The following is a 15,001-nucleotide window of genomic DNA, read 5'->3' on the forward strand; positions in this document are numbered from 1 at the left end:
GTCACTCCCCCTTGCCGGCGCGGAGTTCGAGGACGAGACGGGTGAGAGCGGTCCTGACCGGGTGGCTGGTGACATCGGTCGACCCTCGGAACTTCGCGCGACGTGTGCCTGGCGCGAAACGCAGGATCCCGTCCTCCACCTCACAGCCCTCGACTGCCACCAGTTCTGACCAGTCCAGCTTCGGACGGCCGCCTGAGCGCACGTCGAGCTGGGCGACCGGCACCATCGGGACGATCTCGTCACCGCGCGGAATGCTCACTTCCGCGGTGATCCGCCACTCACCGTCGTCTCCGACCGTCGCGTCGAGCCCGGCCAGGACGGGAACCACCGGCCCGGACGGCGCCTTGGCCTTGGGCCTCGTCTTCACTGTCAACGCCTTGCGCAGCGCCTCACCGCCTTCGCGGCTGCCGCGCTTGGGCCGCGCGACGAGTTCTCTCACCGCGCTGTTGACCTCGGTGGTCAGTGTGTTGATCCGCCTGTAGGCGGAAGGCGACCAGCGCAGGGTCAACTCCTCGGTCTGCCCCCAGCGGTCGTGCTCGGGCGGTTCCGCCGCGCGCAGGAATTCCTCGGCCTCCTTCGCGAACGGAACCGATTCCCCGGCAGCCTCGCCCACCAGGAGAACGGCCTGGAACGGGTTCGTGCCGAGCGGCAGGTTCGGGACTCCGGCCGTCTTGACGGTCATACGGTTGCCCCGCAGCGAATGCACCTGGTTCTTCGCCCCGTCCCCGTTCTCGGCGTCGGTGGCCAGGTCGGTGACCAACAAGACCGCTTGGTGTGTCCCCAGGGTCCCCCGGGCACCTCCGGACAGCGGCAGTTTCAGGGGAACACTTCGCGCCGCCACCTGGCCGGCCTTGAGCAGCCGGTCCACGGTGGTGCCCTCGTAGTGCGCTCGCAGGGCACGGGTCCGGGCCGGCTGTTCGGCGGACGGGTCCACCTGCTTCTCCGGTACAACCACTTCGCCGTTGCGAAGGGCACGAACGGAGACCTCCAAGAGGGGAAGTCTGTTGCCCCCACCGGTCATCGCGGCCCAGAAGTCGCGCCCCAGCGCCTCGACCAGACGTCGGTGCATCCTACGGATGTCGCGCGTGTCTTCGACGCCCTCCTCGTCCATGGCCTCGTCGTCGACATCGGCCCCGTTCTCCTCAAGGCTGGCCACGTCGTGCGCGCCGACGATGAGGAAGGACGTGCCGGGTTCGTCGCCCTCCCGGGCGAGATGCAGACGAGCGACGGTCGCCTCGTCCGCCCAGAAGGAACGGGCGACCATCGCGCCGGGAGAATCGGGGTCGGGGCGCCCGAACCAGGCGGGGCCCGCGTACGGCTCACCGTCGACCTCCCGCCAGGGCAGTTCGAGACGTCCGATGACGCGCCGCTCCGTACGTCCCTCATGGGGCACGGACAGAGTGGAGTTGATGAGTACGAGCCCCAGGGCACTCGTGGCCCACAGGGTCGCCTTGCCCAGGCCGTATGAACCGCCCGCACCGTGCCCCGACTTGAGACTCTCCAGTTGCCGCCTGACCACGGCGGCAAACTTGCCGTCCGCGTAGTCGTCTCCGATGAGCCCTGACGCGTTGTAGTCGTCGACCCGCAGCAGGACCAGGCGGCCCTTCTCGTACATGTCACGCACTCCCGCGTCCACGACTCGGCCGACCTTCTGACTTCCCGCGCCCTCCGAGACGGCGGAGTAGTGAGGAAAGAGGTCGTTCCAGAGGATCGCCGCACGGAAGGCGTCGAGCGTCTCTCCGGTCAGCTCGTGCAGGGTGTAGCGAACCCTGACAGGGCGGCCGTTCTCGGTGAGACGTTCGTCGAGGCTGTTCTGGCAGGTCTCTCGGGCAAGTACCTGCACGTCGGCGTCGAACGCAAAGGCCGCGGCGTTGCCCAGGTCACGGCCGCCGTCGGGGTACCCGCGGCGGTGGTACCAGGTGATCGGCAGGCCTGCCTGGGTGTCGGTGGTACGGGTGTGCACCGTGCCAACGTCCGTGCCGAGTGCCTTGGCGATGTCCACCATGACGGTCGGGCGCGGGGTCGACCTCCCGGTGATCCACGCTGAGATGGCAGCCCGTGTCAGGTTGAGCTCCTGGGCCAGTTCGGCCTGCGTCTTCCCCGCGAGTTTGAGCTGCCGGGCCAGCCAGGGCCCGAACTCCTCACCTGTGTCCACATGCCACCTGCTCTTCCCCTCGGAGTCGCCTGCGGCTCGCAGTCGACTGATCAGGAGGCTAATTTGACGTGACGAGCACTGTCAACCAACAGTTGATTGAACGTGGGCGCCGAGATCACTTAGCTCGATGGGTAGATTTGCCCGATTTTGCACTTCTTGGACCGAACCCCACATACGGAGCACACAACTCCCCACCAGCAAGAGGCAGTTGGCTTGACTCGCCCAATCGGCATCCGATATTATTAGTGACGGCGAAATCTTCGCCCTGCTCACGAACTCGAACGCAAGTCGAGGGAATCGGGCGGCCTGTCAGAATTGTGTCCAAAATCAATTCCGAGGGGCAAAGCCCACAGGTAAGACCAAGCTCGCACAAGCGCCTCCTCGTTCAAACCTAACGACTAGTCAGACGGCCTTGCGGCCTGCTAGGCTGATTTTCAGAGCGAAACGTTTATCTGAGATTCTTTGCACCCATTCCCACGAGGGGTCAATTGTGCCTTTATGCACCCCTGTGCGACCGATGCGACAGGGGGACCTGCTATGGACGAGTACTACACTCACGACTTGGATTCTGACCGTGGTCTGAGTGCATTCAACTCAGCCATCGCAATGGGAAGCATCGAGCCCAAGGAAGCAGCGGACCTGCTGAGGGGACACCCGCGCGAAGATGAATTCTTGGCACGGTTTCCCGAGCTGAGGGAGTGTGCGGAGCCGCCCAACGATGACACCCCCCCTTCGGACTGACCTCCTCCACATGACCCCGTGCAGGCGGAGACCCCTCGGTGCATACTCCTGTCGCCTTCACCAGCACAAACGTGTGAAGGCAGAGATTTTGCGCACCCTTCTGGCACCACTCGAACGCCCATGGGCCGGCTGCACGAAGTCGAGGCCGGCGCATCACCCACATCTTCGCCCGAATCTTTGATACCTCAGGAGTGCAGGACCAGTGTCGTCTTCGTTCTCTCCGGTAATTGAAACCGTTATCGAGCAGTCTTCCCGTGTCCTTAAAACATATGCCGTCGACCCCGGCCTCGTAGCCGAGCACGCCAACGGAGAGCGTCGCATAACCCAGGGCGGATATGGCGATCGCCAGCTTTTCGAACTCGTCCAGAACGCGGCCGACGAAATCGCCGACGAGCCCGGCGGCAGGGTTCACGTCGTTCTCACAGAAACCCATCTGTACTGCGCGAACGAAGGAAGTCCCGTCACCGCCGAGGGCGCAGAGACAATTCTTCGGATGAGCATGTCGAAGAAGCGCGGAGGGCAGATCGGAAGGTTCGGCGTGGGCGTGAAATCGGTCCTCGTCGTGACCGACGCACCTGAATTCTTCAGCAGCACCGGAAGTTTCGGATTCGACCGCGCCTGGTCGTACGAGCAAATCCAGAACGTGCCCGGCGTGGCCGCTCGGTACGGTCCGAAATTCGATGCCCCAGTGCTACGGATGGCCCGTCCTCTAGACGCGCAGGCCGAGCGCGCCACCGACCCCGTCCTGGACGAGCTGTTGGCCTGGGCGACCACCGTCGTACGCCTGCCCCTGCTGCCGAAGGCGGACCGTCGGCTGGGTCTGGACATGCACGGCGGGCGCGCCAAAGAACACGGCGAGCCCCGCGACGAGTTTCCTGTGGGCTTCCAGCTCTTCTCACCGCACGTTGCGAAAGTCGTCCTTGAGGACCGTAGGCACCTCCCTGCGGCTCGCCGGGTTCTGACCACGCGGCAGACTGGCGACCTGCACACCGTGACGGAGGAGAGGACCGGGAAGGCAAACACCATCCGCTGGCGGGTGTTCACCACCACCCACACTCCCGGTCCAGCGGCCCAGGCGGACGCCGGTGAACTCCACGACCGCCTCTCGCTCGACCTCTCCTGGGGGGTTCCCGCCCTACGGAAAGATCCGGAGACCGGGCTGTACGTCAACCACCAGATTCGTGGCCGCGGCAGGTTCTGGTCCTTCTTCCCGACCAAGTACGAGATGTCGTTGAGCGGCATCCTCAACGGAGCGTGGAAGACCAACGAGGACCGGCAGAACCTGCTCGACTCCTCACCCTTCAACCAGGAAATCATCAGGGTGTCGGCGGCGTTGGTCGTCGACTCGCTTCCCGCGCTCGCTCCCGCTGAAGACCCTGCTGCCTACCTCCCTCTGCTTCCCGGACGAGTCAAGGAGGCGATCAGCTGGGCCGACGAGTTCCTGACCCGGGAGATCTGGGCCCGTGCCGCGACCCGTCCATCGCTGCCCGACCAGGACGGTGTGCTGCGCACCCCCACCGAACTGCGTATCCACCCCCGGTTCGACAAGAAAGACCTGAAGAGGTTGGCCGCCGGGTGGCTGCGGATTTGGCACGAGTGCCCCGGTCGCCCCTCGAACTGGCTGCACCCGAGCGTCGAAACCGACTCCCTGCGTTCCGGAAAGGTCGAGCACATCCTCGACGCTGCCAGGCACGAGCGAGCAGATGTCCGTGCATGGCTGGAGGCTTTGGTCGAGAGCGGCACCGCCGAGGCCTCGGCGGCGGCGATCCGGATCCTCGCGAACATGATCGAGGTCGGCTCGCCGTACGCGGAGGAGGCCCGCAAGGCGCACGTCGTGCTCACCAAGGAGCACGGTCTGGTCCCGCCCGTGCACGGTCGGGTGTTTCGCCGTGCGGAGGAGGGTGGGCTGCGCGAGTCCTTGGTGTACGTGGTCGACTCACTCGCCCAGGACGACTCTTTGGCACACGCGCTCGACCTTCTCGGGATCCGCGAGGCCGATGTGGAGGGGCGCTTCGTCAGCGTCCTCGACCAGGGCTTCGACGGCTACGGGGACGCCGAGTGGCAGCGGTTCTGGGAGTTGTTCCGTCGGGCCGGGATCCCTCGGCTGTCTCTCAAGGTCCTGGAACGGGTCCCCGCCCCCGGCTCGACGCTGCGCGTGCGCACCACCGACGGAAGGTTCCGGCCGATCGAGGACTGCATGCTTCCGGGCAAGGTGGTCGACGCGCGGCGTGACCCTAGCGTCGCCGTCGACCTAGCCTTCCACTCCGACGACACCGCCTTCTTCAACCAGGTCGGCCTGCGAGACCGGCCCAACACGGGAGTGCGGCCGACGGAGGGCGAGGCATGGTTCGAGGAGTACAGGGAGGCCGTCCACTCCGCCTATCTGCGCAGCCTGGACAGCCGCGCGCCCCGCCCTTCCCTGAACCGGATGAAGGTCGAGGGAGCCGCCATCGGGGGCCCGCTCCACCTGTTCCGCGCGCTCTCCGACGAGTCCCGTGCCGCCTTCCTGAAGGCACTTCCCGACGATGCCGTGGTAGACAACTGGACACTCCAGATCGGTGCGCAGAGCGGCACCCGGCAGGCCGTGATCTCACCGATTCGCTGGATGCTGCGAAGGTACGGCACGGTCGCCACCTCCCAGGGGATCAAACCGCTGAAGGACGCCGTCGGTCCTCAGCTCACCGCCTATCGCGATGTGCTGCCGGTCGCCGACCTGTCGGCCGAGAAGGCCCGCAAGCTGCGGCTTCCGTCGACGGTCGACGAGGTTCCGGCAGATCGCTGGGCCACACTCCTCGACGAGGTGTCCCGGAGCGAGGACGACTCCTTCGTGGGCACCACCTATGTGATGCTGACCCGGTTCGGCGCGGACTTTCCCGAAGACGCCCTCACCCGCTGCCGGATCGGCGACGCCTGGGGGACCCGTCCCGACGACGAGATCACGCTCGCCGTCGGGCCCGCCGAATACGGGGTGCTCCGCGCCGAGCAGGTACCCACGCTGCTCGTGCCGACAGTCGAGGACGCCGAGCTGATGGTCGAGAAGTGGGGGATGCACCGCTACAGCGACATGATCAGCCGGGAGACCCGTGAGGTGCTCGAAGGCGATCCGGTGCCGCTGGTCGAGCTGTATCCCGCCCTGCGCCGGCACCTCAACAGCTCCAACAGGAACAGCCTGGTGCAGCGGTGCACCGAGCTGGAGGAGGTCACCCGCACGCCCAATGGCGCCCAGGCCACATCCTTGGACGCCGTCCGCCAAGACGGCACCGTCAAGGTCCGTGTCCCACTGGATCCCGAACCGATGCTCCGCCTTATCGACCGCGAACTCGGGTTGGGCCTGGGCGCCTCCGGCTGCCGGGCCGTGCTCGAACACCAGGACCGCATGGCCCGGGACAGTGCGATGCAGACGGCTCGGAAGGCCGTGCGCGACACCGCGGACGTGGTCACCAAGATCGAGCTGCTGATCGGGGCGGAGGCGCTCCGGATCGGTCTCCCCGAGGGATTGATGGAGGCGGAGCTGCAAGCGGCCGATGGCGTACAGCCTTCGGGGCGGCGGATCGCTCAGATGGCTTTCAACGCCCACGGCGACGGTGTCCTCCATCAGCACGCCCGCGACATCCAGGGACGGTTCCCCGACGCCCCCGTCTCCTACACCGGCTCTTCGTCCGCCGTCGCCTTCGTGTCGGACCTGAAATTTCCGGTGTCCTTCGCGGGCTCACGGACCCCACCCCCACCGGCGTTCGAGACCGTCGAAGGCCCTCGGGACTTCCCGAGCCTCCACGAGTACCAGGAGGACCTGGTCCGCAACATCACCACCATGCTGGACCGTCTCGCTCCCCAGCGCGGGATGCTGTCGCTGCCGACCGGGGCGGGCAAGACCCGGGTCACCGCCGAGGCAGTGATCCGCTGGGTCAAGCGCGTCGGCGACCTGAACGGACCGCTGCTGTGGATCGCGCAGACCGAGGAACTGTGCGAACAGGCCGTGCAGAGCTGGAAGTTCGTCTGGAGCAAGGTGGGTGCGGAGCGTCCGCTGACCATCAGCCGGCTCTGGAGCGGCAACGAGGTCGGAAACATCCTCGACCACCCGCACCTGGTGGTCGCCACCGACGCCAAACTGGATCGCTGCCTGGACACCGAACCGTACACATGGCTACGGCAGGCCGCGTTGGTGATCGTGGACGAGGCCCACACCGCCGTCTCCCCGCGATACACCGCGATCCTGCGGCAGTTGGAGCTCACTCAGTACGAGACCGGTCGGCACCTCCTCGGCCTGACGGCCACGCCCTTCCGCAACACCAACGAGGAGGAGACCCGCCGTCTGGTCGGGCGCTTCGGGAACCGTCGACTCGACGAGGGTGTCTTCCCGTCCGGTGATCCGTACCGGGACCTCCAGGAGTGGGGAATGCTCGCGCAGGTGGAGCACCGCACCCTGGAAGGCGGTCGGATCGAACTGACCCGTGACGAGAAGGCTCAGGCCGAACGGATGGCGATGCTGTCCCGTGCCGCCGAGCAGCGGCTCGCCGACGACCACGCACGCAGCCGGCGCATCGTCGACTCGGTGGCCGACCTGCCCGACGATTGGCCGACGCTGCTCTTCGCCACCTCCGTCGACCACGCCAAGTACCTGGCGGCCATGCTCAACGACCGGGGGATCCGGTCCGCCGCCGTGGACGCGACGACCAGCCCACAGGACCGTCGTACACGCATCGAGAAGTTCCGTGACGGACGGATCCAGGTGCTCACCAACTACGGCGTGCTCACCCAGGGATTCGACGCTCCGGCCACCCGTGCCGTGGTCGTGGCCCGGCCGGTCTACAGCACCAACGTCTACCAGCAGATGATCGGTCGTGGTCTGCGCGGTCCGCTCAACGGTGGCAAGGGCACCTGCCTGATCCTCAACGTCAGCGACAACATCGCGAACTTCGACACCCGACTCGCCTTCACCCAGTTCGAGCACCTGTGGAGCAGAAAGTGATCGACGCCTACCTCGACAGCCCACCGCTCACCGATGAGCAGCAGGCCGTGGTCGAGCAGCCCTGGGACGCGCGTGTCCTGGTCACCGCGGGGGCCGGGGCGGGCAAGACACACACGTTGGTGCGCCGGCTCGACGCCCTGTGCGGTCACGACGACCCCGACGAGGCATTGGAGGCCGCCGAGATCCTGGTGCTCACCTTCTCCCGGGCCGCCGCCCGCGAGTTGCGCGAGCGCATCGCCCGGCACGGGGAGCGGGCCCGCCGGGTGCGTGCCCAGACCTTCGATGCCTGGGCGTACGGGGTGCTCCTCCAGGCTCATCCGGACGGCGAGTGGGGTGCGGTCGGCTTCGACGAACGGATCGGCGCCGCGGCCCGGGCGATCGAGGAGGGGGTGCTGGAGGCCGGGGACGCCGTCCCACCCGCTCATGTCGTGATCGACGAGGTACAGGATCTGGTGGGCGGGCGTCGCGAGCTGGTGGAGACGCTGCTCGACCGGTACCAGGACAGCTGCGGCTTCACGGTTGTCGGCGACGCCGCCCAGTCCGTCTACGGCTTCCAGATCGAGGATCTGGCCGAACGCGCCGACGAGACCGGGCGGTTCTTCGACTGGCTGCGCGGCTCGTACCCCGACGAACTCGTGGAACTACGCCTCACGCGGAACTTCCGAGCCGTCACCCCCGAGGCCCGGATCGCGTTGGCACACGGCCCCCGGCTCCAGCAGATCGCCGACGCGGACGAGGCGGCGACCGCTTACGAGGAACTGCGCGAACTCCTCCTGGATCCGGCGAACGATCTGGGCGACCTCACCGATCCGTTCACCTTGGACGGATTGCGGACCTTCCCCGACACCTGTGCGATCCTCACCCGCGACAACCGACAGGCACTGGTGGTCTCCGGCCTGCTCCACGAGCACGGCGTCGAGCACCGGCTGCGGCGCCCTCTCGAAGAGCGGCCGGTGCCATACTGGGTGGCCGAGTTGTTGCGCCGCACCGAGGCGACAGGCCTCACCGAGGAACGGTTCCGCTCGCTGCTCGCGGAGATCCCTCTGCCGTACGAGCCGGACGCGACCGTCCTGTGGACGGTGCTGCGGCGGGCCACGCGCTCCGCCGGCCGCGGAGTGCTCGATCTGGAACGGCTGCTCCGCTCGGTCGCCGACGGCAGGTTCCCCGACGAAGCAGCCGACCCGGAGACCGCGCGCATCGTCGTCTCCACCGTGCATCGGGCCAAGGGGCTCGAGTTCGACCGGGTGATCGTCCTGACCCCACCGACCGTCGCCGAACTGCGCAAGCAGTACAAGGACGAGTTGGACCTCCCCGCCGAGGCCCGAGCCTTGTACGTGGCGATGACTCGCGCCCGCGAGGACCTGTACCACGCGCGGTCCCCCGAGCTGCCGATCATCAAGAGAGCGGGCGGCCGAAAGAACGGCCGCCGCTACGTCGGCGGATGGCGGTCGTACGACAGATACGGCGTCGTCGCCGAGGCGGGGGACGTCTGCCGGGACACCCCACCCGGCCACGAGAGCGACGCAGTGGCGACCCAGGCGTACCTCCTGACTCAGATCGGCCCCGGGCAGGACGTCGTGCTGCGCAAACGCCACGATCTGCCGATGGGCGAGTACCAGAGCCCGCCGTACGCTCTGGTGCACGACGGCCGGGAGATCGGTGAGGCGTCGGAGCGGTTCCGGGAGGAGCTGTTCCAGGTGCAGAAGGTGAACAGGACGTGGGACCCCTGGTGGCCGGACGAGATCCACGGCATACGGGTCGACACTCTGGAGACGGTGACAGGCAGCGCCGCCGCCGGCGCCAACGCCGGTCTCGGCGACCGTGGGGCGTGGATCGTCCCCCGAGTCACCGGCATCGGAAGGTATCGACGGGCCGACGAGGAGGAGCAGAGCGCATGACACAGGTGGCAGGCCGGCACTCCGAGCACTATCGGGTCCGGGACGAGGAACTGCTGGTAGGGCTCCGCCGCGAGCTTCTCGGTCCCGCTCCGGGCGCCGCGCCGAAGGACCGGGACGAAGTCCTTGCCGAGGACGCGCCGATCGACCGCTACCTGACCGGCGTCCTGTACCCGCGATCGGCCGACCCGACCGCGGAGCAGCGGATCCGTGAGGACGAGGCCGAGTACGAAGGTCTGGATGTCACCCCGCTGCGCACGCGTGACAACGTCGAGGAGTCCGGTACCGCGCAGGAGGTGGGTGCCGCGGGCTCCCGCCGCCCCTCGTCCATGGGCCTCACCTTCGCGGTCGACCCGGCCATAAGCGACTCGATCGTGGTCTCGGCGCGCGCGGCCGTCTACGAGCCCACCGATCCGGAGGGCAAACCCATCCCGGCCCGCCGTGCCGAGGCTCGCACCACCTCCGAACAGCGGGAGCGGTGGCGACGCAAGGAACTCGTCCTTCCGGACGCCCCGGTCGACGTGACCTCACCCGCGCCCGACAAGAAGTTCGACCTCGGTACGGGGGCTCTGCTGCGCGTCAACGTCCGACGCCCTCACCCGACCACCGGCACGGTCACAGTCACGGTCACACTCGTCAACACCCACCAGGTCGGCGAGCGCGAACTCCAGGACGCGTTCTCCATGTTCCAGTGCGGTCTCACCGTCCGCGCGGCTGACGGGTCCACCGCCTTCGTCGAGCGTCCCGCCCCCGGCGCCCACGACGCGGAGGTCGCTACGAGCAGGCTGCTGCACCGACACGCACCGACCTTCGCCGTCGGCCACGGTTGCGCCGCCGAATGGGACTGGACCCCGCCCCCGATCGGCATGACCGACACCGTAACGGCCGCTGTGGCCGAGGTTCGGAGCGAGTTCGTCCCCAGCGTGGAAGTACTGCTCACCAACTCCAATCCGGAGAGCGACAGCCCAGCGCTGTCCATGCTGGGGCTGGCGGAGAAGTCCGACACCGAGGTCCTGGCCGCTCTGGAAAAGCTCGCCACAGGGTACGAGCGCTGGATCGAGCGCAAGGCGGCCGAGGCGGGGGCCTTGACGGGCAGCACCCACGAGGAGCCCGCACGGCATCAGGTGGAGGCCTGCCGCGAGGCGCTCGACCGGATCCGTGAGGGCATCGAGCTGCTGCGGACCGAGCCCGACCTGATGAGGGCGTTCCGGCTCGCCAACCGTGCCATGGCGGACCAGCGTGCCCGTAGCGCCTGGGTGAAGAGCGGACGTGTCGGCGCCCCCAACCCGGCCGCCGGTCGCTGGCGCCCCTTCCAGATCGCGTTCGTGCTGCTCTGCCTGGCCGGCATCGACGACCCCGGCCACCGCGACCGGGACGTCTCCGATCTGCTGTGGTTCCCCACGGGTGGTGGCAAGACGGAGGCCTACCTCGGGCTCATCGCCCTTACGTCCTTCCTGCGTCGCATCCGCAAGGGTGCGGACGGCGGTGGTGTCACCGTCCTCATGCGCTACACGTTGCGGCTGCTCACCCTCCAGCAGTTCGAGCGCGCGGCGATCCTGCTCTGCGCCATGGAGCACATGCGACGCCGCACACCCGAGTTGGGACGTGAGGAGTTCTCCATCGGCATGTGGGTGGGGCGCTCTGCCACCCCCAACACACTGACCGTGGCCGGCCAGAAGCTGGACGAGCTGCGCAGGAGCCTCGACAAGCGGCTCGCCACCGAGAACCCCGTTCAGCTGCATGCCTGTCCCTGGTGCGGCACCCACCTCGACGCCCGGAACTACGAGGTCGACGAGCACGCCAAGCGGATGCGCGTTCGCTGTCCCGGCACGGACTGCGAGTTCACCGACGGTCTGCCCGTCCACCTGATCGACGAGGCGGTGTACAGCGCTCGTCCCACACTGGTGATCGCCACGGTCGACAAGTTCGCGTCGATGCCGTGGCGTCCGGCGACCTCGGCGCTCTTCAACCTCGACGACCTGGACGCCGGCACTCCTCCCCCGGAGCTGATCGTTCAGGACGAACTCCACTTGATCTCCGGCCCGTTGGGGACACTGACCGGCCTGTACGAGACCGCTGTGGACGCACTCGCGGGCCGGCCCAAGGTGATCGCCTCCACAGCGACCATCCGTCGCGCCGCCGACCAGGGCCGCCACCTCTTCGCTCGCGGTGTTCGCCAGTTCCCGCCAGCAGGTCTGGACTCCCGCGACTCGTGGTTCGCCGTGGAGACCCCGCGCGAGGAGAAGGCGAGCCGGCGCTACGTCGGCCTCCTGGCGCCCGGCACCAGCCAGTCCACCCTGCTGATCCGCACGTACGCCACGCTGCTGCATCGGGCCAAACACGCGGAGACCGCCGACGAGGTGCGCGACGCCTACTGGAGTCTCGTCGGCTATTTCAACAGTCTCCGGCTGCTCTCCGCGGCCGAACTCCAGGTCCACGACGACGTGGTGGCCTATCTGGAACTGCTCGCCGAGCGCGAGGGGGTGACGGTCCGCTCGGTCGCCAACTACTCGGAGCTGACCAGCCGTGTCGACGCCAGCGAGATTCCGACGCGTCTCAAGGGCATCGAGAAGAGGCTTCCCGACGAGGACACGGTGGATGTCCTCCTGGCCACCAACATGATCGCGGTGGGTGTGGACGTGGACCGCCTCGGTCTCATGGCCGTGATGGGCCAGCCGCAGACGACCGCCGAGTACATCCAGGCGACGAGCCGTGTCGGCCGCGCGCACCCCGGCCTGGTCACGGTCATGCTCAACTCGACCCGGTCTCGAGACCGATCCCACTACGAGAGCTTCCAGCACTTCCATTCGGCCCTCTACCGTGAGGTCGAGTCCACCTCCGTGACACCGTTCTCCGCCCGCGCCCGCGAACGGGGGCTGCACGCCGTGATCGTCGCTCTCGCCCGCATCCTGATCCTGGACGCCCGCCCCAATGATGGCGCGGGCAAGGTCGAGTCCTACGAACACATTCTCCGAGGTCGTATCAGGTCCGTGCTACTAGAACGCGTGGAAGCGGTCACCCCGGAGGAGGTCGAGGCCACGTCCCATGCCTTCGACGAGTTCGTCGAGTGGTGGTGCAAGGAGGCGAGCGACAACAGTGGCCTCCTCTTCGAGCCGAAACCGGGCAGTCGTGCCCCTTCCCTTCTGAAGGCGTACGACGACTCCAAGGACGTCAAGGCGTGGGACACGCTGTGGAGTCTGCGCGACGTCGACGCCGAGTCCACCCTGTTCATGGAGGGAACCCGATGACCACACCCCCCGCCCGCCGTCGCCGGACCGGCGCACAAGGCTCCGCACCCGCCCACAACCTCCCACGGCGCGGTACGGTCCGGCGTGCCCAGGTGATCACCACGTACGGCATCGGATCGCTTATCGCCGTCGACCAAGAATCCTTCGTGGTCTCCGGCCTGGACGAGGCGGAGCGGAGCTGGAGCGACAACGAGTCCCCGCGGATCCACGAACGGCGCTTGGCCCGCCTGCTCGACGTCGACCACTTCCGGCTGCCGCCCGCGTCCGACGACAAGAGCAGGGACGGCCTCAGGGTCAGACGCTTTCCCTTGATGCACTCCTGCCCCGAGTGCAATGATCTTCAGCGACACCGTGACTTCAACCCGCCGGCCGGTCGTAGTGTCTGCGGCACGTGCGAGGCCGACCTCGTCCCCTCTCGTTTCGTCGTCGCCTGCGAGTCCGGACACCTCGGCGAGTTCCCGTACTGGCAGTGGGTGCACCGTTCCACGGACCGCAGTGCCGCAGCGGCCGGGCAGTGCGGGGGGAAACTCAAGATGCGCACGTCCGGGCGTACGTCCTCGCTCCGCTCGATCCTCATCTCCTGCACCTGTGGCAAAGCCCCCGAGGTCTCGATGGAGGGCTCCTTCCGCAGGAACGCGCTCAAGGACCTGGGCCTCAAGTGTCATGGCACCCGCCCGTGGCTCGGCACGTCCGCCCCCGCTCAGGAGTGCGGGCTCCCTCTGCGCACGCTTCAGCGCGGTTCCTCGGCGGTGTGGCAGCCGGTGCTGAAGTCGGCGCTCTCCATCCCGCCGTGGAGCGACGGCCGCGCGGATCCGCTTGCCGAGCACTGGGAGGAACTCCGCAAGCTCGACAGCCGCGCGGAGGTCGAGATGTGCCTCAAGTTCGCGTTCAAGGGTGAGATCCCGATTCCGATCGACGAGGTGATGGAGCTGCTCGACGCGGAGCGCGAGGAGGACTCCGACGGCGAGTCGGATCCCACTCTCGACCACCGATACCGCGCCCTGCGCAACAAGGAGTACGAGCGTCTCCGCTCAGGCAACGACGAGAGTGAGCACTCCCACGAGGAGCAGTTCGTCTGCGAGACCCCGCTGGGCGACCAGAGCATACTCCTTCCGCTCGGCGTCACCGGGCCGATGCTGGTCAAGAAGCTCCGCGAGGTACGCGCTCTGAAAGCGTTCACCCGGCTTGCAAACCCCGACTCGACGACCGATTCGAAGGAGATGCCACTCTCCGGCTCCCCCTTGCGCTGGCTCCCGGCCATGGAGGTTCGCGGAGAGGGAGTCTTCCTCCGCCTGGACAATGACCGACTGGGCACCTGGGAAAAGGCCGCGGCGGTCGCCGCACGGGTCGAGCGGATGCGCACCGCCCACCAACGGGTGCTGGAGCAGCGGGCCGGAGACCCGAGCAGTGTCGTACCTTCCCCGGCCACCCCTCGCATGGTGCTGCTGCACACACTGGCGCACGTCCTCATCAACGAGTGGAGCCTGGACGCCGGCTACCCGGCCGCTTCCCTGCGCGAGCGTCTGTACGCCGCCGACGACATGGCGGGGGTGCTCATCTACACCGCGACGAGCGACTCGGCGGGCAGCCTCGGCGGGCTCGTCGCCCAAGGTGAGCCGGACCGCCTCGACCGGGCGATCCGTTCAGCCGTCCATCGCGCCGAGTGGTGCTCCTCAGACCCGCTCTGCGTCGAGTCCGAGGCGTCGGGCACCGGCGGCACCAACCTCGCAGCCTGCCACGCCTGTGTGATGCTCCCGGAGACGAGTTGCGAGCACAACAACATCCTGTTGGACCGCGCGCTGCTCGTCGGCACCCCGGAAGATCCTCGCCTGGGCTTCTTCGTAAACGTTCTGGAGCAGTGACACCCGACCGGCCGTGGGACACCGACACACCGATCGGCGCTCTCGACCGTCCACGTCTCGGCAGAGGCAGGGATCGGGACGGTGGCCGACGCTCCGATTCCGGTCCCTGCCGCTGCAGCCGCGCACGGGAT

The 15,001-nt window shown here is 67.7% G+C and carries 5 protein-coding genes; 4 read left to right on the forward strand and 1 reads right to left on the reverse strand.

All coding sequences use genetic code 11. The features are described 5' to 3' along the window. Position 1 precedes the first annotated feature (1 nt). Entirely contained in the window at positions 2–2,155 is a 2,154-nt protein-coding gene (locus ASD48_RS06240) for a helix-turn-helix transcriptional regulator (RefSeq protein WP_057600366.1), read from the reverse strand. A gap of 943 nt (positions 2,156–3,098) precedes the next feature. On the opposite strand from ASD48_RS06240, the gene ASD48_RS06245 reads away from it, so the two are divergent. From ASD48_RS06245 to ASD48_RS06260, 4 genes are read left to right on the forward strand one after another with little or no spacing between them, the layout of a single operon-like run. After that, on the forward strand, positions 3,099–7,865 hold the full coding sequence (locus tag ASD48_RS06245; protein ID WP_057600367.1) for a DEAD/DEAH box helicase: 4,767 nt from the start codon (positions 3,099–3,101) through the stop codon (positions 7,863–7,865). Further along, positions 7,862–9,763 (forward strand): UvrD-helicase domain-containing protein, encoded by a 1,902-nt coding sequence (locus tag ASD48_RS06250; protein WP_199875653.1) that lies wholly within the window; start codon positions 7,862–7,864, stop codon positions 9,761–9,763. The genes ASD48_RS06245 and ASD48_RS06250 overlap by 4 nt, the downstream gene beginning before the upstream one ends. After that, the gene (locus ASD48_RS06255; RefSeq protein WP_057600369.1) at positions 9,760–13,008 is read left to right on the forward strand and encodes a helicase-related protein; all 3,249 of its coding nucleotides are present in this window, start codon (positions 9,760–9,762) and stop codon (positions 13,006–13,008) included. The genes ASD48_RS06250 and ASD48_RS06255 overlap by 4 nt, the downstream gene beginning before the upstream one ends. After that, positions 13,005–14,870 carry a DUF1998 domain-containing protein gene (locus ASD48_RS06260; protein ID WP_057600370.1) on the forward strand — a complete coding sequence of 622 codons (1,866 nt, stop codon included), beginning with the start codon at positions 13,005–13,007 and terminating at the stop codon, positions 14,868–14,870. Before ASD48_RS06255 ends, ASD48_RS06260 begins: the two co-directional genes overlap by 4 nt. Positions 14,871–15,001: the final 131 nt, after the last annotated feature.

Origin of the sequence: Streptomyces sp. Root1310, from assembly GCF_001426425.1 — a bacterium.
In the GTDB taxonomy this organism is placed as follows: Bacteria; Actinomycetota; Actinomycetes; order Streptomycetales; family Streptomycetaceae; genus Streptomyces.

What these genes read in the sequence shown, in the direction of transcription:
- ASD48_RS06255 (WP_057600369.1), top strand. Translation starts at nt 9,760, where the DNA reads ATGACACAGGTGGCAGGCCGGCACTCCGAGCACTATCGGGTCCGGGAC.
- ASD48_RS06260 (WP_057600370.1), top strand. Translation starts at nt 13,005, where the DNA reads ATGACCACACCCCCCGCCCGCCGTCGCCGGACCGGCGCACAAGGCTCC.